Raw genomic sequence first — 18497 nt, 5'->3', positions numbered from 1 at the left:
GCTTTTGAAGCGGGGGATTGCTTACACTGCGTTCAAGGAAATAGCTATTTCTGTTAAATATGCTTTTTTATATTGATAACAATCTAAATATCCTAAAAGGGATATTGCATTTAATAATTTTCTTTTCTCTACCAGCTCTTTTCTTAGTCTATTGGCTTTTACCGTCCTGGCAATAAATTTTATTTTTTGTGGATTAATTTTTTCATGCTTTGCAAATTTAAGCATGGATGCATTAGCATCTGCAAGTTCTTTTAAAAATTTTACCCTGATATCTTTTTTATGCATCTTATGCATTGATACATTACTTGAATGGAGTCTTCTTTTAATAAGAGCCTTATGATAAACAAAGCAACCATCCAATACCTGGGACATCTTCCATACATAATCATCATGAGCCCAGCCTTCAATCCAGAAAGGCTCTGCCTTATCCCTAAAACTTTTTCTAATACACATATCACAGCCAAGACTTGCTATATATATATTTTTTTTGTTTAGCTCTATAAATTCCAAAGAAGAATCATTTGTCATTTTTTCCATGATATTATTAGGAACACCCGGTGCTCCTTCTTCGCAGGCAAAGGGCTCATAGTCAGTACATAAAAGTTGAATCTTTGGATTTTTCTCCATTATATCAACCATTTCTTCTATCTTTTGAGAAAGCCATATATCATCCTGGTCGCTAAAAAAGATATAGTCCCCCGTAGCCAGGGTCATTGCTTTATGAAAATTGTTTCCATAGCCTAAATTTTTTTCATTTACGATAATTTTCCAACTGTCTAAGAGATTATTATCTTTAATATATTTTTCTATTATTTCTACGGTATTATCTTTAGAACCATCATCACAAATTATTACTTCATCTATCTTTAGTGTTTGATTTTTCAGAGAATCCAGCTGCTCCAAGAGAAATTTTTCACCATTATAGGTTGCCATTACTACAGATGTTTTCATGAATATTTCCTCCCAAACCTTGCAGAAATTCTAAGTAAAACCACATAAAACCAGGCAGTAGCCCTACAAAAGCTTTTCATATAAATATTGGTAAATCCTTTTTTAAAGTACCTGCTTTTTCTATAATTTTTAAAATATTTATCAATAAAATCCAAGGTCATCTTTGCCAGTTCATAGGAGTCTTTATAGTTCTTTACCTTACATACTCTTTGCATGGAGCTACATAAAAGAACCTTTACAATAAAGTATTCCAACTCTTTTTCGTATTCTTTATAAAAATTATTGTTTTTATAAAAATTAATACTATATTCCATAACGGGAAAAATATTGGCCACCTTTTCTTTCTTAAAGGTGGTCGTAGTGGAATTACTGTGTCTTAATCTAAAGGCCAAAGCTTCTTTTATAACACTTACACTTTTTATGTAGGGAATAAGATTAAGATAAAAGGCTGTATCTTCGTAAATAACCCCTTCCGGAAATATTATATTATTATCTGTTATCAGTTCTCTTTTATACAGATGTAAAAAAGGAGAAGCCAAAGCCCCAAAAAACATATCCTTTGTTTTTTTCACCGGCTTTGAAGCAACATAATCAACTAAAATTACTTCTTTTCCATTTTCTACAGTAAAATCAGTATATCCACAGGCCACATAATCCGAACCGGTCTTTTTAGCCTTTTTATACATTTTTTCAAACATGTCTGTTTTAACATAATCATCAGAATCCAAAAAACCTATATATTCTCCTTTACAAAGAGTAAATGCTAGATTTCTGGCTGTGGCTTGACCGCCGTTTTCTTTATGAATCACCTGAATTCTGTCAGGATATTTTTCTTTATAATCATCTAAAATCTTTCCGGAACCATCCGTGGAGCCGTCATTAACTGCTACTATTTCCACCTCTGACAAGGTTTGTCCAATTAACGAATCAAGGCATCTTTTCAAATATGGCTCCGTATTATATACCGGAACCACCACGCTTACCTTTATTTTTTTCATTTCTTTCTCCTGAATATTATTTACTTATATAATAAATCCGTCCTATCCGTGAATGGAGCTCCTTTGCAAATTCATCATCACAAACTCCTCCACAATCATAATATATTTTTTCTGCTGCCGCCGCATCATCAACTATTAAGTCATTATATCTTGATGACCCGGCTACACTTTGTGCCAGATATCTTTCTCCTCTTTTCTTTAAATTCCAGGGTGATTTTCCGTCGTATAACGAACTCCCAAAATCTATCAAAGTGAAGTCAGCTATATTGTTATCTTCATCAAGTTTAACCATAATATTTTTGCTTCTTAAATCATTATGTATAATTTTATTAGCATTAAGCTTATCAATCATAAACACTAAATACTTTCCAAGTTTAGTTATCTCTTCCTTTTTTAATTCTCTACTATCAGAATAATCCTTCAATGTCATGCCTTCCAGATAAGGATATTTAATCCACTCATAGTCTTCACTGTAATCTGTCATCTTTAAAAACCATGAATTATCCTTTTCCCTCATACTAAGTGTTTTTTGAACTTCAATCTCATTTTTGATAGAATTAAATATTTCTATTTCATTTCCTTTTAAAAAATAATTACCATCCTTTTCGTAGGTTTTTATATAACAACAGGCTGTTGAAGTATTTTGTTGTGATGACATAATATCCCATTTTTGTGATAGCACATTTTTCGACTTAAGTATATTCACATAAGAGTCCAAGGAATAATTTCCAAATAAAAATGCTTTTTTAAATGCATATGTATAATATACTCTATAAACGAAACGTGAAACATATTTTTTTGTAATAGCAATATACCTGTGAACCATTGCCATTTCACTTTTCATTATGTCGAAATATTTGTAGCTTCTACATAATTGGATTTTTAAGTGATTCTTATGAATACTTTTTTTAAAAAATTTAACAACTCCGTCAAAATCACACTGTAGTTGTTCTTTCAGATAGTTTAATATGTTATTTGTTAGTATAGTATCTCTATTAGCATATATAAAAAGATAGTATAACCATAACATATTTTCTTTATTTCTATCCAATTTATATACACCCGAAGCTTTTTCTTCTGCTCCTATAAGTAAATATTTTTTCCAGCTTATTAATCCAGCTTTTGAAAAAGAAATAAAACTTATAAATTTTCTTTTTCCATTGTTTTCAAATATTTTATAATCCTTTAAAGTGCAGAAATTCTTTTTAAGCTCTTTTATATCATCGGTAAATATAAATATGTCTACCGGATCAATACTTTCATTTTCAAGTATTATACTTGTATTAGAATTTGATAATATTTGTTTTACTATTTGTTCACTCAACATGTATTTCACCCTAAAACATCGATTATTTAGGCTCAAAATCTAATTTTACTTTTCTGTAAATATTTTGTATCATATCAATGTCTTTCTCAGAAACTCTTTTTAAATAGTCTCTTCTTACCACACTCTTTCTAAAGAATGCCCCTCTAATTATTCTTACTATCCATGCCACAGGCAACAAAAAAGGAATTTTTCTCAAAAAACTATAGTATTTTTTCATATAATGCAGTGGTGGAAGTAAATACCAAAGTTTTCTGTGAAATTGTGAATTATTTTTTTTATTATCCTGTACATGAGCATATTCATTCCATATACCATATTCCGTTTTTCCATAAATACCACAATTTAGCATATATTCAAATAAATCATAATAAAATTCCTTAAAAGGTCTGTCCCCAAGCCACATCTGGCTTAAATTTGAAATATGGTATTCAAAATCTGACAAACCACACTTTAAAAGCTGTGCATCTATGTATTTCCTATCAAGCTGATTCTCAAATCTTTTATTAAATATATAAAAGTCAATAAGATTTCTTATACCACAGCCTCTTTTGTAAAAATGTCCTGCCATGTGGGAAGTCATATAGATATAAAAATCCTCTAAATTCTGTTTATATGAGTAATTTTTTCCCTCAACATACTGCATTTTGTCCATGGAACTATAGTAGTCGTGCTGATTTTTATCGATTTCTCCCTTAAAAAGATTTTTATGTACCTCTACAGTAATACATGGCTCTTTTTTATAAATATCATGATTGGATATTCTTTTTACAAAAGTATATCCAAGACTTTCCATCAAAGGTATTACTTCATCCAAAGCTTTTTCTTCAACGCATAAATCTATATCACTCATTTCCCTTAACTCAGGCTTTGGATAATATTGACGCATGTAATAACCCTTTAGCAAAACATTTTTTATCTTATTTTTTTCTAAAAGGTCCTGTATGACATCAGCTTCTTTTTTTTGAATCATTGCCTTAAAACACAGATTTAAGCATACATTGTGTATCTCTTCCCGTTTTTCCTCCTCCAAAACTCCTTCCATGGCAAGTAAAACCTGACCAACATACCCCATTATCTGATGTTCGTAAGCTATTTTTAATAATTGGTCTGCATCTAATCCCCTTGGCAGAGATTCAGGTACCTTTCCGTTTTCCTGATACCTGATTATCTCTGCAAGGCATCTTGCTACATCTTCTCTACATGTTTTCATTTTCTGCTCCTGTACCAAATTTATTCCTCAGAAACAACCTTTGATAAATATTTTTCATAATCATAAACGAATACTTCTGAGTCCCCCATATTTACAAATCTAATTTGTTTTGTTATATCACTTGTTGTATCATAACATACCAGAAAATCTATATCTTCAGGTATTGTAATATCAATATCAAAAGGCATGTCTTTATAGCTATACTTATCTATAGTAAGCTGATTGCAGGTCTTACACGCAGCTACATTATATTTCCTCCAACCTTTATTTGTATATACCATAAGTTTTCTTTCCTCATTTGTATCATTAGTAACACTCATATGAATTCCATCCTTGTCTTTCCATACAGAGCCCACATATAAAGAATCCGTATCTCTGACATTTACATACTCAGCTCCACCTGTCGAATCCCTATATAAAATACCGTATTCATGGGAGCATCCTACTCTTATATCTTTTAAAGATGCGTTAGTAAAAGTGCATCCATGTTTTCCGCTTAGATAAATACTGTATCCTCCACCATTAACTACACATCTTTCCCATGTAATATCATCTCCGGTGTTATATTCCAGCATTAAACCTATGCAGGTATTTACAGTATTTTGAGATTCTGTATTAGAAAATCTAAACCTTGGCATTTCAAATCTACAGTTTTTAAAATGAATATTTATAGCAGCTGCATCTTTATTAGCATAAATCTGACACCCATCTGAATGAAGTACTCCGCTTTCTAAAGGCTTACAGATGTCTGCAAACATACATGAGTCATAGGTTACATTTTGAAACGGATTTGTACAATCTCTCATTACTCCACCTAAATAACAGTTTTTTAATTCAGCATTTGAACCATAAAAATTTTGAAATGTACAATTTTTAAATATAAATTTCACCTTATCTTGAACTATAGCTGTTCTAAATCTTGAAAATTTACAATTTTCAAAAATAACAGTCTTATTTTTGTCATAAGCACATTTAAGAACAGTAAACTCCTTAAAACTTTCAAAATCATATCCTGAAATAGTAACCGTATCCGGAATATCAACATATTTAGGATTAAATAAACCAATATTACCACTTACATAAATCGGCACACCATTACAAACCGTGCCTTTGTTAACCACTGTTAATGTGCCCTTGACACCTGTGGAATATTTATCCGGTACTATATATTGATCTGATAATGTTTCATTAACTTTTAATCTAGAGCTACTTGTATCTGCTGTATTATAGTCAACGAACTCTTTCTCCACTTCCTTATACATTCCTGCTACAACGCCCTTATCAGATTCGCCTGTCTTGTCAGTATTTTCATTTCCAGAAGTCTCTTCATCGACATTTTCGTCAGAAATATCCTGATTTGCCAAAGATTCATTATCTTCTGATTTATTTTCTTCTGAATTTTTGTCAATTTCTTCCTCGTTTGATGAATTAACGTCCTTATTTTCTTCCTTGTCCTGTAACTTTGATTTTGAATCACTTTCTAAATTGTTTTTTTCGGAGTTATCGGTTTCATTTTCATTAGCTGAAATACTATTAGTTGCAGCTTTTTCATCTGTTTTTTGATTAAAATTTGCTACACCAACAGGTACAGCCACACATAAAGTTAACGCCAACAAAGCGATAAGAAGCTTTTTTTTCATTGCCTTTTCCTCCTTTTCATAAAATTAGAGTTTTTTAATGTAATTTTTAAATTATCCCATGTTATTTTTTAGCACATATTGTTTGTCCTTCTCCAAAGCATATGCAAAAAATATTGCCATCAGCAAATATTCGTATTTAAGAGTCTGTAAAGTATCAACCCAATATAAACTAAAGTAGTAAGAAATACTCCCGATAGCAGCGGAAGCACATATTCCTGATTTAAATTTAAATGCTTTTTTTAACATAGAATAGATAGCAAACAGGAAAAACAATATATATGCTATCATTCCGGGATATGCATATTTTATATACAAGCCCACATAATAATTGTCTATGGAATGAATATATACACCATCAAATTCAACACCAAAAGAGCTTCGTACTCCTCTTCCCACAAACGGATTTAACCATTCCAGGGTGAAAATCCTAGGCAGAAATTTTCTATAGTTTTCACTGTTTTCCAAAGTATTTAAATCTGCACCGAAATTTGCACTATAGCTAGTTTCAAAAACATGGTCAATAACACTTGTTAATTGCATCATAACATATCGTCCTATAGACGTATTATAAAATACCAATTCAAAAACAATAAATACGAATATAGCACAAATAATCCCATATAAACTCTTTTTTTTGTTTATAGAGTTACTAAATAAAATAATAGCAAAAAATTCTATAAACACTATTCCCAATGTTGAACGGGAACCCGTAAGAACTATATTAGCAAACAATAAAACTATTAACAGCGGTCTTTTAAATAAAAAAATCTCATCTTTTTCATAATCTATACATGCAATGGCTATAAATATCAATAGCAATAAACCATACCCCAGGGGATGTCCACAAGGTCCCATTATACGATAGTGTCCGGATCTATAGCAGTTTTTTACATCTGTTGGTACAGTTGCAAGAAATTTTAAAAATAATGATTGTCCGGCTATGTATTCTACCATACCATAAATTGCAAAAAAATATGCTATTCCCACTGACCACTTAATTGTCCTTCTAACCCCGACTACATAACGTATTCCGTAGATAAGCATATATAATGTGAGAATTTCAAGACCTGATAGAAAAAAAGTATTTATGCTTGTTCTTAAAACAGTTGTATAAATAATTACAATTACAAAGGGAATCAAGACATATGTAACTTTCATATAACATATCATTCTGATAAAGCTGGTTAACACTTTACCATTTACCATAAAATAAGCTAATATTAAAAGATTCATAAATCTTGTGGTTGTCAAATCATATTTTATATGAATTCCAAAATATTGAGGCATAACATAATCCCCAATTATAAGCAAAGACATTAAAACAAAGAATAATTTCATATGTTTTAATTCACATAAATCAGTATTCATTGATATAAATGTTTTATGTTTAAATTTTAATTCATCTATTATTTCTCTTATTGCTTCCATATCAATACCATTATCTTTTAAATAAACAAAGATTCTCTATATTTTTTATGCAAAGTTTATATTATCAATCTTCATTCGCTATTTTTATTCTTTTTTAAAGCAGCTTTTTTTATGATTTCATTAAAAGGAATAAATAAACAAACGCCTATTACTCCTCCAAATACATTACAAATAATGTCTTCTATTTCAAAATATCCGGTTTCAGTTATAAGTTGAACCACTTCTATAATAAGGCTAGTTAAAAAACCAATCAGAATCGTCCATATTATTTTCATGTATACCTTTTCTTCCAAAATCCAGGAATATAATGAAATAGCAACACCATAAGGTACAAACAATGCAACATTTAATATTGCATAAGCTATCATAAGCCAGTGAAAATCCGACTCTTGTCCCATTAAATCCTTAAAGGGCTGTAATTTTATACCTATTCTTGAACCGCTTTCACGGCAAAACCAGGTCAATTGTAACATTATTGCCAAATATATAATCTGACATGCTCCTGCTAATATATTTATCGGTTCTACAGATTTATTAAGGACTTTTATCCGTATTAAAATAACAAAAGCCATGATCAATAAGCCAATAAAAGTGATTATAAAAAACCATTTTATGGACATATTTCCAAATTGGGAAAAGGCCCTGTTCATATTTTTTTGACTAAATATTTTACTTATTAATTCCAACATTTTTAATCCTGATTTCTTATTATGTCATATATAGATTTTTTCAAAAAATCCGGAAAATAGTAACTGATTTCGGAATGATTAGTATAATCTGCCACATCTTCTTTTATATCATATCCAAATTTTTTCATGTCCCTTATCATATCTTTTACATGTTCAAAATAGGTATGCTCTTTGTTCGAATAATGATAATAAATCTTCTGGCTTTTTATGTATTGATTGTTTTTTAACTTATCTCTCAAATAAAAATCCAGTTTTTCAAACTTTTCCGGGGTTTTTTCTCCCATAATCTGAGTAAGTGTAGGTATATTACTGGATGTTTCCAAATATGTTGCAAGATAATATTGGGGAGAACCTACAATCATTCTGGAATTTTCAAAAGCCATTCCTAAATTAAGAGCTGAATATCCTCCCTTACTCGATCCACAAAAAATAACCTTTTTTGCTTTTGTCTTTTCTATAAAAGATTTAATCAGTTCTATTGTGGCAGCTTCTTCCTTAAAATTCCAATTGTACCCCATGTAATAACTGCCCCTGTTATCACTTCCTGTATCATCAAGAATAAAAAGGCGTTTTACCGGCATAGGGTTTAAGGTTCTGACATAATTATATCTGGCTTTTAAGCCCGGCCTTGTGCAGGAACTAAATACAACCACCAGCACATCAGATTTAGGATAATCCTTATATATATACTTTCTGACCACTGTGTCATGGCGAAAACTCTTTTGCTCCAGTAATACATTAAATTTTGTCATTATATACTCATAATATTTTTTTACTTTTTTAACAAACATAATGTATACTCCTGATTATTTTAAAGTATCAAGATACTCCTCTATTGAATCAATTATTGTATTTGTATTAGACACATAAGGGCGGTACTGTCTGCTTAAGACCTCCTCATAGCATTCTTTAAGCTTTCCCGTGTCATAGCAGGCACATATTATACCCAGGTCATCAAACTGTCTTAGAAGCTGAAGCTGGTGATCATCCACATGTTCACCATACCTTTCAAGTCTTGGAACTGCAATTACCTTTTTTCCTTTTTTTACAGCCCCAATTATGGCTCCTGTTCCGCCGTGGGTAATAACAATATCAGATTTTAAAGTCATTTCTTCAAACCGGTCTCTATCTAAAAAATCAACTGACTTGTAATTTTTCGGAACATAGTCACTGGCACCTTTCTGAGCATATATTTCTTCATTAATGATGCCTCTGTCCACTAAATCATCCAGTGCTTTTAATAATCTATTGAATTGAAATTTTTGAGATCCTAATGTAACAAAAATCATTTTCTTCTCCTGTTTTAGTAAATGCCGCCTTTATAAATGGCATTTGGAAATATTTCTTTCATTTCTTCCCATTGAACATAAAAACGGTCTGCAATTTTATAAAGTGTTTTTCCGCTTATTGTGGCTGAATTTACTTTTGCAAATGATTCTAAATAAATAAGCTTTCCACCGAATATTTTTAGTATAAAAGCTAAAGGAACAACTGCCAAAACTCCTGTAGTTATCATAACATCAGGTTTTTCTCTCATTACTATGCTTAAAGCAAGGAAAAAATTATGTATGATTTTTATGGGAAAAAACAACTCTTTACGATTAATCTGAGGTACATAATAGGTTTTTATATCTTTATTTTTCACGGTATAGGGGGTTTTTTCCGTAAAAATAAAGCTGTCATATTTTTCCATTAAGGGCTTAAGCATCATCAATTGCTCAAAATGTCCCCCTGATGATGCTGCAAAACATATCTTCAATTGTTTATTATTTGCCATTTTTGTCATTCCTTTGAAAACGGTATTATCCCCAAAATATTTTCTTCTTTCATCTCACACTGTTCCACGCTTCTTACCCATGGTGAAAAGAAGGTGCATACAAAAATAATGCCACTGGATAAAACAAGTCCAACTGCTGAAAAAATAGCTATATACATCTTTACATTTATCTTTTCAGAAACAGAATAGGACGAAGCCTCATCCATAACCTGTATAATGTTTTGTCCAAGGAAAGCATTTAATTCTGCCGTAAAAGCATTTGCCATGGCATTTGCAATAGGAATAGCTCTTTCCGATGATCTTGAAGAAGCATAAATCTGCAATTTATAACCATATTCTCTTGAACTGGTAGACGCACCAGCTACATAAATCTGCCCGGCACTAACCATTTCTTTTAATTTATCTGATGTGATGCCATATTCGCTAAGAGATTCCGCAGCTCTTTCACAGACAATAGAGCTTCCAATAATATCTGCATAGGCATTCATGGCAGAAACTCCCGTTGCCGATTCTTCATAAGAACCATAGGCAGCACTAAAAACCGATGCTCTGGCTGTATAATAAGTGGATCTTCCAACTATTCCTATATAAACTAATGCACACAATCCCCCAAGTATTGTAGTTAAAATTATTATCCATTTTTTCTTCCATAGTTCACGAAAGCTTACTTTGATATTTTCCAATATGTCATAATCGACTTCTTCAAGTTCTTTTATATCCATTATGGGCTCCTTTCATTTATTTCTTTTTTTTATAAAACAGTAATACTATTACTCCAATAACCAAAACTATTGCAATTCCGCTAAGCCCTACAACTAACATCCTGCTAACTCCCTTTTCAGAGTCACTCTCTGTTTCGTTCATTGTGGATGTATGAGTTTTTCCGGGAGTAACAGCACCCTGGGTAACTTTTATGGTTCCAGTTTGTAAAGCAACCTTTTGAGTTGCACCTTCGGTATCAGTATAGGAAATATAAACTGTCACCTCATAAGAGCCTGCCTTTGTAAATTCTACGGGAATTGTCAGATTTTTTGATTTTCCTGCGGCTAATAAACCAATATTATTTGAAATAGTTTCTATACCTTCCCCTTCAACGGAAATTTCAATATTACTTACACTGTCTGATCCTACAATGCTAAAAGAAGTCTGAATATTAGCAGGTGTATCCGTTCCTGCTTCTTCAGGAATAGTAACTGTATTTACGCTAAAAGGTGCATCAGTTCCCACAGGAGCTGTTAAAATAAACTGATCTTGGGCTGTAGATGTGGTAAGCATTACCTGAAAATTAATAGTATCTGTGTTTATACTAGACCAGGAATCATAATTAAAGGCAACATCAACACTTTGATTAGGGGCAATATTTCCCACATAAGCTTCACTTATTGTTCCATATACAGGTGCAACACCATCAGGATTAACCACTAATATTTTAACTCCCTCTGCCGGAACATTTACACTGTAGTTTCTAATGGTAAAGGTAAGGGTAAATCTCTTTCCAGGAATAATTTTGTCGTTTGACAATGAATATGAAGTAACAAGTACATCTGATCTGTTAGCTGATACTTCTTCTGCCATAGCCATATTCGGAATGCATAAAAATGCTAACATAAGCACAAGAACAAGGCTTAAGGCTTTGTATATATTTTTTATCATATGTCCCGTCCTCCTTCTTGGGCAAGTCTGTTGTATTTTTTATTTGCATTATTATCCAGTTTCTGTTCTCCGTATTTATTAAGAAAGTAATAATCAAAATTCTTAATGTATTTTTTGTATAATGGCAGTTCAACTTTATTTACTATCATTCCATAATATTTATCCTGGTATGGTTTTATCTTAAGCTTTGCCTCTTTAATCTGCTTTTTGGTAACTCCTCTTAGAGCCGACAATAAGACGATTCCATCAACCTTTTTAAATAATATTTGAGAATCCGGAACAACTGTTATGGAAGGACAGTCAAATATTATATAATCAAAGTTTTCCTTAGCATACTTAAATACATCAGACATTTTTGGTGAGCAAAACATCCTTGTGGAATTTTCAGCATATTTCCCGCAGGGAATATAAGACAGATTTTCAACATTCGTTTCATATACAATATCTGAAACAGTCATATCCTCATCATTATTCTTTTTTCCCACAAGATAATCCTCTAATCCCACCTCTGCTTTTTGATTAAGTTTTTTGAATTTATTTGCTTTTCTGATGTCGCAGTCAATAATAAGGGTTTTCCACTGGGATGTAGCAAAAGCAATCCCTAAGCTGATGCATGTGGAAGTGGTACCACACTGGGGACTGCACCCTGTAAGTAAAACAGACTGTGAAGTCATATCATCACTTTTTTTATTATGTATTTCTACGACAATGCGATCTATTGCATCATTAATCAATGGGCTTTCATTTGCATACAATTTTATTTTATTTTTTTGACCCATTTTTTTAAACCTTCCTTTCTATCTACCTTAATATAAAAATTTTATCATACCATTAACTGTGTAAGCAAGTTAATGACATCCAGTAAATACCATATGAAATATTGTATTTTTCTTATAATTATTTAAAAGTATTATTCCTTTGATACATTATAACTTATAAACTTATTTATTTTTTGGTTTTTTTCTTAATTTTTTATTCATTATTAATAAAAACATGCATTTTACTATTCTAATACATTGTAACGATAATAACAGCTTTCTAACAAAAATGTTTATTTTATATTTGTTTATTCTACAAAAAAGAAGGTGGAAAACCCTAAAAGCTTTCCACCCCTTTAATGCTATTTTTATTTAGTTTTTTTAATTTTGTAAAACCCCATCATCTGCAAAACTATACTGAATTCCTTCAATTTCTACTGTGCATCCATAAAGCATTTTACCATCCTGATCAAAGTAATAGGTTTTACCTGAGATTTCATAGAATCCTTTAACCATAGCTGTGGTCATTGGCTCAAAATAATACTTTTCGCCATCAACTTCCAACCAACCGTATTGGGATTTTCCTTCTGCAAGATAGTAGCTTTGTCCTGCAACTACACTAAAGCTATCACCTAAAGTTATAACAGTGCCATTAGCATCAGTCATTTTTCCATCTTCACCAAAGATTAATTTTTCTCCGTTAAGATTAACCTCAGCTGATTTTACCATCTGTCCTTTTTCATCAAAGTAATATACGTTTGTATCAATTACTCTGATGCCATTTACAAGGTTTCCATACCAGTAATAACTGGTTATGTTTTTCTTTGTAAGGCTTCCTAATTCTTCAAGTTTTCCATAGTTTTCACTATTTATATCATCAGTATTAAAGATATAGGTTACGCCACTAATTTTTTTGGTTCCGGTATAAATATAGCCATTGCTTGCTGCTGCTTCATTTTTGTGTAAGTAATAGATATTTCCATTTATTACCTGCCATCCTGTTTGTTTTATTCCATCTTTAATGTAATATTTCTTTCCGCTAAATATTGCAAATCCCGTGTAAGGCTGTTCCAAACGGATTCCATAATCAACTGTCTCAGTCTGTCCAAAGTAGTAATACAGGTCGCCATCTTTAACTACTCCGGTTTGCATATAGCCTCTGGAATCAAAGTAATAGGTGTTTCCGTCAATTACCTGCTCTCCGGTTACATAATGTCCGGCAAAGAAGTATTGGTAACCTCTTGCTCCTTTGTAGAATTTTTCTCCTGAAAGAAGAACTCCCTTTGCATCAAAGTTGTATTTATGTTTGTCTACAATCTGGTTTTCTCCTGTGAGTGCTGCCTTTGTATTCTTATCGAAATAGTAATAATATCCTTCTATTTCTTTCCAACCTGTTACAGCTTCATTATTTTCATAGAAATAGGTTTTTCCATCTATTGTTACAAGACCGTTTAATTTTTCACTTTCTTGCGTTTCAACAAGTTTTCCATCTTCATTAAAGATATAAACCTTATCTCCAAGTTTTAATGAGCCTTTATACATATATCCGTTTGTCTCATCAAAGTAGTAGGTATCATCCCCTATCTTTTGTAAGCCTTTTAAGTATTCTCCTGCAAGGTAACGTCTTGTTCCTTTTTTATCAGTATAGATTCCAGGCTCCGTAAGTTTTCCATCACTGGCAAAGATATAATTTACTTTACTTATGGTAACACTTCCTGTATACATATAACCGTTGTTTGAAGCCTTGGCATTGTTATGGAAGTAATAATATGAGCCATTAATTTCTTTCCAGCCTGTAACTTTAACACCATCGTCGTAATAGTAGGTTTTTCCACTTAATTCAATAAAACCGGTAAATTTAGAATTTGTATATACTCCGTCATCTCCAAATATATAACTTATTCCATCAACTACCTTTACACCGACTGCCATATAGCCTTTTGAATCAAAGTAATAGGTGTTTCCTTCTATTTCTTTCCAGCCTTTTGAATAGTTTCCATTTTCCCAGTATTGAGTACCTTTTGAATTTGTAACCCATCCTCCGGTAGTCAAAACTCCGTTTTCATCAAAGACATATTCTCCATCAGGTAACAAACCATTTGACTTATTTATTTCATATTTTCCTGTTACTAATGAATAATCAGACTTTGCATAATAATAATTTCCTTCATATACAAATAAGCCAAAATATTCTGATATTCCATCTTTTACAAAATAAAGTGTTCCATCTACCTTATAAAAACCAGTATCTTCAATTTTCCTTACAATTGCACCATCTTCTCCAAAATCATACCATTGATAATATAAATCAAAGGACTCTTTTACATAGTGAACTCCTTTATATGGATATCCTGCTCTGTCAAAATAGTATTTCTTTCCATCTATATTTGCCCATTCACGTTTATAATAATCCGGTCCGTAATAATATTTATAACTTCCTTCAAATTCTACCCATACACCTGATATAAGTTTACCTGTTTCTTCAAAACAGTAAGATATGCCCCTATAGGAATATTTTCCACTTGCAGCAATATATTTTCTTGGCATAAAGTAATACCATTCATTGTCAATCATCTTCCAGCCACTTGCTAATTTTCCGACTTGTAAGTATCTGTAAGCTCCCACTTCCTCATCATAGAATAATCCGGTATATTTTGTTTTATCTTTACAAATTCCGTCTTCTCCAAAATCGTAATATATTCCATCTATGGCTTTTATTCCTGTTAATTTTTCATTATTTACATAATATGAATCCCCATGCCAACCATCAGCTATTAATTTTGGAATGGTTGTTCCCCAGTCTACTATTGAATTGCAAACCGGACAATAGGTTCTTCCCCTGTATCCGCTTTCTGTTAAACTGGCTTCTTTATCCTCCAAAGCTTCAGCCTGATGAATATGTCCACCATTCCATTCTTTTAAGTATTGTGGTTCTTTTGCATTCATGTTTGCATAATTAGCCCACATTTCTGTATCTACCTGAACAGTTTCACCTGAGAAGGTTGATTTTTGTCCGTCTGTAAAGGTTACAAGTCCCCTATCTACCTCAACGCTGATATCTATAGGCCAAAATTCTTTCATTTGTTTAAACTGGGCATAAGTTAAAGCCTGGCTTCCCATTTTGTTTCCTGAGGCATATATATAATTCATTTTTAATTCCCAGGTTTTTATTGGTAGAAAAGCTAATATTGTTTCTCCCGTTAGCTCTGTTTTATAAACTTTTTTAATTGTTATTTTGGCAATATTATCTTCCAAAATTTTATAAGAAGCCTCAAAGCCATCTGCAACTGTCATATTATCAAGCTGCCATACACTCATATTGTTAAGATCTAAGTCAACTTCTACCTCTTCAACCTTTGAAATATCTGTTGCCACAAGATCCACATAATATGTAGATCCAAGTAATATTCTGTTTAAAGACTTATCATGAGCCACTACTTTAATGGTATTTTCCAAAGAATCTGCCTTAATATTTACTGTCCTTATTATGGAATTATAATTTCCAGCCATATCCTTGGCAGAAAACTTAATTTTATGAAGTCCGTCTGAAAGTTTAACATCTTCTAATGCTACAATTCCATTTTTGTAGGTAAAGTCTTTTTCAACTCCATCCACATAGGCTTTAATGCTGTCTTTATCCACTCCTGTATAATTAGTTTTTTTGGTATTGTCTTTTAAATTTACATTAAAGCTTAAAACATCACTATCTACCGTCTGTCCCTTTAATTCTACCGCATCACTCATATTCTTTGTAGCATAGGTAAAGTTTGAAAATACAGGAGCTTCCCTGTCAGCTACTGCTGATGAATAATCCACAGTTATGTCATCAATATAAAATGTAAATTTTGAATTAAGAGATTTATGTTCTTTAAAATAATAATCAAAGCTTGAACCATCCCTGTCTGAAATATAAAACTGTAAAAAGTAAGCGTTACTCTTTAAAGAAAGACCCTTATAGTTTGATAAATCGCAGGAAATATAATGCCATCCTGACTCTTCAAACTTACTTACAAATCCTGTAGTAGATACACTGTCTCCATCTAATATCTGACCTGTAACAGTACTGCCTGATATTGTTGTATTTCCTTCCTGGTCGATTTCTTTTACAGGATATAATACAAAACGAATCCATCCGGCATCAAACTCATCCGGAATATAAAACCATGCACCGAATGATGTGGCATTTTTTAATAAAAGTTCATCTCCTTTATAGCTTAAGCAAGCTAATTGATAACCGGACTCCAAACTGGTGGAATAGTCAATATTTAATGCCAAAGCTCCATTTCCACTATGTACTTTTCCGTTTTGGGAATTTGCCCTTGAAATACTGTTATCAGGAACAACATAGTTATAAGAGTTATTGTAACCTGAGCCAAATTTCAATATATCTTCTTCATTTTCAAAATCAAAAATAACTTCCGAACCTTTTCCAAGGCTTACTTCTATTTCACTTTTAAGCTCTTTATTATGAACCAAAGTTGCTGTAACTTTTGTAGAACCTATACTTTCATCATCTGTAGCTTCAAATAAAAATCCATTCATTTTTCCGGCATTTTCATTTTCTAATACAAAATCAAAATCACTTTCTTTTACAGTTACCTGATTCAATCCATAAAGGGCATTTATTACTAATTCTGCATTTTTTCCATAAGGAACTGTTGTCTGACTCTGAGAAAAAGCTATAGAATCAGGAATCACCACATGAATACTCGTTTTCCCCACTACTTTTCCCTGATAAATCATTTCAACTACCGCATCTCCGGTTTTTCCATTTGAGACAAAAGTATTATCACTGATGCTGCCAAAACTTTCATCCTCTAATACAAAACTATAATCTTCAGGAAGATTGGCCTTTGTTCCTACCTGGCTTACGCCTTTTGCCTGAATATTCACTTTTGATAAAGGAGTAACATAATCTGATTGAGCACTTAAAATTGCATGATCAAATTTATCAGTTGGCACAGCAGTAGAAACCACCATGAGAGAAGAACTGATAGAACGTTCAGAACCGTCGGAAGGTCTGTTCACAATTGAAATATTATTTTCTCCTTCCTGTTTTGCAGCAAAGGTGGTTGAACCGCCACCATCAAGATTTATTGCAGATACGCAACCTGCCTCAAGCATTATCTGGGCAAGTTCATGCATAGAGCCACCGGCAGAAAAAGGCTCCTGACGACCATCTAATACCATTAATACTACTTTTCCTTCTTTTGTGATACCTACACAGGTACGGCTATGTCTGTCAGTATTGTAGTTTCCGGAAGCATTAGCTGTTACATCTTTTCCATCCCATACAAGTACAACTGAACCGCCTACGGCTTCTTTTACGTGATTTGCCACATTTGCCCAGTCCTTATTGTTATATCCTATTGCTGCACTGCCATCATCCAAAACAGCAAACCAAGGCCTGTTATTTGCATTATTAACCACTTTTCCTTCCATAACAAACGCACCGGAAGGTTTTCCTGTTGTCATGTTATAAAAATCAGCATTTACCCCACCGATTACATTGTAATTTTCAATATAGTTTTCCTTATCCTCAGGATTAGAATGCTTCTTTTGTGCCGTTGACAGCTGTGCAGTCAGTTTCTCCATCCCAAACTCCTGACACTGATTATCCTTGTAGTTTGCATAAACACTGACATCCTCCTTTGTTATATCAGCTGTCATTACATAATAAGCCATCTGTGACCCTTCTTTATTGTAAGCAAATACAATATCCTGGGATATACCAGGTGCAAGGGTCGATGTCTTTCTTGAAAAAACATCGTGAGTTTCTGACACAAATGTTCCCGGAAGTTCTGATGAATTTTCATCTTTACTAACATCTTTATCAGCTAGTACCGATAAAGTAGAAAGCATTGTTACGACAAGGGATAATCCCATTACTGCCAAAACTTTTCCGGAAAAAAATTTCTTTTTTTTCATACCTTTCATCCTTTCCTTCTTTTTCCCCGATTCGGAGTATTTTGCAATTTTATACTCATTGTAAAGCGGACATTCTTAAATCCGCTTCGCTACTTCCTCATGAACGCAGTGGCACTTTGTGCCACCTGTCAGAAGGGG

14 protein-coding genes are annotated in these 18497 nt (G+C 32.4%); all 14 read right to left on the bottom strand.

The features are described 5' to 3' along the window. Window positions 1-21: 21 nt before the first annotated feature. Window positions 22-951, bottom strand: a complete 930-nt coding sequence (locus BM153_RS08975) for a glycosyltransferase family 2 protein (protein ID WP_092872899.1) — start codon at window positions 949-951, stop codon at window positions 22-24. Continuing rightward, entirely contained in the window at window positions 948-1949 is a 1002-nt protein-coding gene (locus BM153_RS08970) for a glycosyltransferase (RefSeq protein WP_092872896.1), read from the bottom strand. Before BM153_RS08970 ends, BM153_RS08975 begins: the two co-directional genes overlap by 4 nt. 16 nt (window positions 1950-1965) lie before the next feature. Continuing rightward, window positions 1966-3276 carry a BUD32 family EKC/KEOPS complex subunit gene (locus tag BM153_RS08965; RefSeq protein WP_092872894.1) on the bottom strand — a complete coding sequence of 437 codons (1311 nt, stop codon included), beginning with the start codon at window positions 3274-3276 and terminating at the stop codon, window positions 1966-1968. Window positions 3277-3298: 22 nt separating this feature from the next. Next, window positions 3299-4486, bottom strand: a complete 1188-nt coding sequence (locus BM153_RS08960) for a nucleotidyltransferase domain-containing protein (RefSeq protein ID WP_092872892.1) — start codon at window positions 4484-4486, stop codon at window positions 3299-3301. Between the two features lie 20 nt (window positions 4487-4506). Then, the gene (locus BM153_RS08955; protein ID WP_092872890.1) at window positions 4507-6126 is read right to left on the bottom strand and encodes a hypothetical protein; all 1620 of its coding nucleotides are present in this window, start codon (window positions 6124-6126) and stop codon (window positions 4507-4509) included. Between the two features lie 51 nt (window positions 6127-6177). Further along, entirely contained in the window at window positions 6178-7554 is a 1377-nt protein-coding gene (locus BM153_RS08950) for a hypothetical protein (protein ID WP_092872888.1), read from the bottom strand. Between the two features lie 71 nt (window positions 7555-7625). Next, the gene (locus BM153_RS08945; RefSeq protein WP_092872886.1) at window positions 7626-8243 is read right to left on the bottom strand and encodes a VanZ family protein; all 618 of its coding nucleotides are present in this window, start codon (window positions 8241-8243) and stop codon (window positions 7626-7628) included. Window positions 8244-8245: 2 nt separating this feature from the next. After that, window positions 8246-9034, bottom strand: coding sequence for a hypothetical protein (locus BM153_RS08940; RefSeq protein WP_092872884.1), 789 nt, complete (start codon window positions 9032-9034; stop codon window positions 8246-8248). A gap of 15 nt (window positions 9035-9049) precedes the next feature. Next, window positions 9050-9532, bottom strand: a complete 483-nt coding sequence (gene pssE / locus BM153_RS08935) for a PssE/Cps14G family polysaccharide biosynthesis glycosyltransferase (RefSeq protein WP_092872882.1) — start codon at window positions 9530-9532, stop codon at window positions 9050-9052. Window positions 9533-9546: 14 nt separating this feature from the next. Next, window positions 9547-10020 carry a PssD/Cps14F family polysaccharide biosynthesis glycosyltransferase gene (gene pssD / locus BM153_RS08930; protein WP_092872942.1) on the bottom strand — a complete coding sequence of 158 codons (474 nt, stop codon included), beginning with the start codon at window positions 10018-10020 and terminating at the stop codon, window positions 9547-9549. 5 nt (window positions 10021-10025) lie between these two features. Continuing rightward, on the bottom strand, window positions 10026-10742 hold the full coding sequence (locus BM153_RS08925; RefSeq protein ID WP_092872880.1) for a YveK family protein: 717 nt from the start codon (window positions 10740-10742) through the stop codon (window positions 10026-10028). A 16-nt stretch (window positions 10743-10758) separates the two neighbouring features. Then, window positions 10759-11673, bottom strand: coding sequence for a COG1361 family protein (locus BM153_RS08920; RefSeq protein ID WP_092872878.1), 915 nt, complete (start codon window positions 11671-11673; stop codon window positions 10759-10761). Next, entirely contained in the window at window positions 11670-12452 is a 783-nt protein-coding gene (locus BM153_RS08915) for a CpsD/CapB family tyrosine-protein kinase (RefSeq protein ID WP_092872876.1), read from the bottom strand. The genes BM153_RS08920 and BM153_RS08915 overlap by 4 nt, the downstream gene beginning before the upstream one ends. A gap of 360 nt (window positions 12453-12812) precedes the next feature. Next, window positions 12813-18359 carry a phosphodiester glycosidase family protein gene (locus BM153_RS08910; protein ID WP_177205631.1) on the bottom strand — a complete coding sequence of 1849 codons (5547 nt, stop codon included), beginning with the start codon at window positions 18357-18359 and terminating at the stop codon, window positions 12813-12815. Between the last annotated feature and the right edge of the window lie 138 nt (window positions 18360-18497).

Source organism: Acetitomaculum ruminis DSM 5522 (assembly GCF_900112085.1).
GTDB classification, from domain to species: domain Bacteria; phylum Bacillota; class Clostridia; order Lachnospirales; family Lachnospiraceae; genus Acetitomaculum; species Acetitomaculum ruminis.
The sequence above is the reverse complement of the archived record's forward strand: the minus strand, read 5'-3'. Positions and strand labels throughout refer to the sequence as shown.

Coding starts and splice junctions, on each gene's coding strand:
- BM153_RS08975 (WP_092872899.1), bottom strand. CDS start 951: ATGAAAACATCTGTAGTAATGGCAACCTATAATGGTGAAAAATTTCTC.
- BM153_RS08970 (WP_092872896.1), bottom strand. CDS start 1,949: ATGAAAAAAATAAAGGTAAGCGTGGTGGTTCCGGTATATAATACGGAG.
- BM153_RS08965 (WP_092872894.1), bottom strand. CDS start 3,276: ATGTTGAGTGAACAAATAGTAAAACAAATATTATCAAATTCTAATACA.
- BM153_RS08960 (WP_092872892.1), bottom strand. CDS start 4,486: ATGAAAACATGTAGAGAAGATGTAGCAAGATGCCTTGCAGAGATAATC.
- BM153_RS08955 (WP_092872890.1), bottom strand. CDS start 6,126: ATGAAAAAAAAGCTTCTTATCGCTTTGTTGGCGTTAACTTTATGTGTG.
- BM153_RS08950 (WP_092872888.1), bottom strand. CDS start 7,554: ATGGAAGCAATAAGAGAAATAATAGATGAATTAAAATTTAAACATAAA.
- BM153_RS08945 (WP_092872886.1), bottom strand. CDS start 8,243: ATGTTGGAATTAATAAGTAAAATATTTAGTCAAAAAAATATGAACAGG.
- BM153_RS08940 (WP_092872884.1), bottom strand. CDS start 9,034: ATGTTTGTTAAAAAAGTAAAAAAATATTATGAGTATATAATGACAAAA.
- pssE (WP_092872882.1), bottom strand. CDS start 9,532: ATGATTTTTGTTACATTAGGATCTCAAAAATTTCAATTCAATAGATTA.
- pssD (WP_092872942.1), bottom strand. CDS start 10,020: ATGGCAAATAATAAACAATTGAAGATATGTTTTGCAGCATCATCAGGG.
- BM153_RS08925 (WP_092872880.1), bottom strand. CDS start 10,742: ATGGATATAAAAGAACTTGAAGAAGTCGATTATGACATATTGGAAAAT.
- BM153_RS08920 (WP_092872878.1), bottom strand. CDS start 11,673: ATGATAAAAAATATATACAAAGCCTTAAGCCTTGTTCTTGTGCTTATG.
- BM153_RS08915 (WP_092872876.1), bottom strand. CDS start 12,452: ATGGGTCAAAAAAATAAAATAAAATTGTATGCAAATGAAAGCCCATTG.
- BM153_RS08910 (WP_177205631.1), bottom strand. CDS start 18,359: ATGAAAAAAAAGAAATTTTTTTCCGGAAAAGTTTTGGCAGTAATGGGA.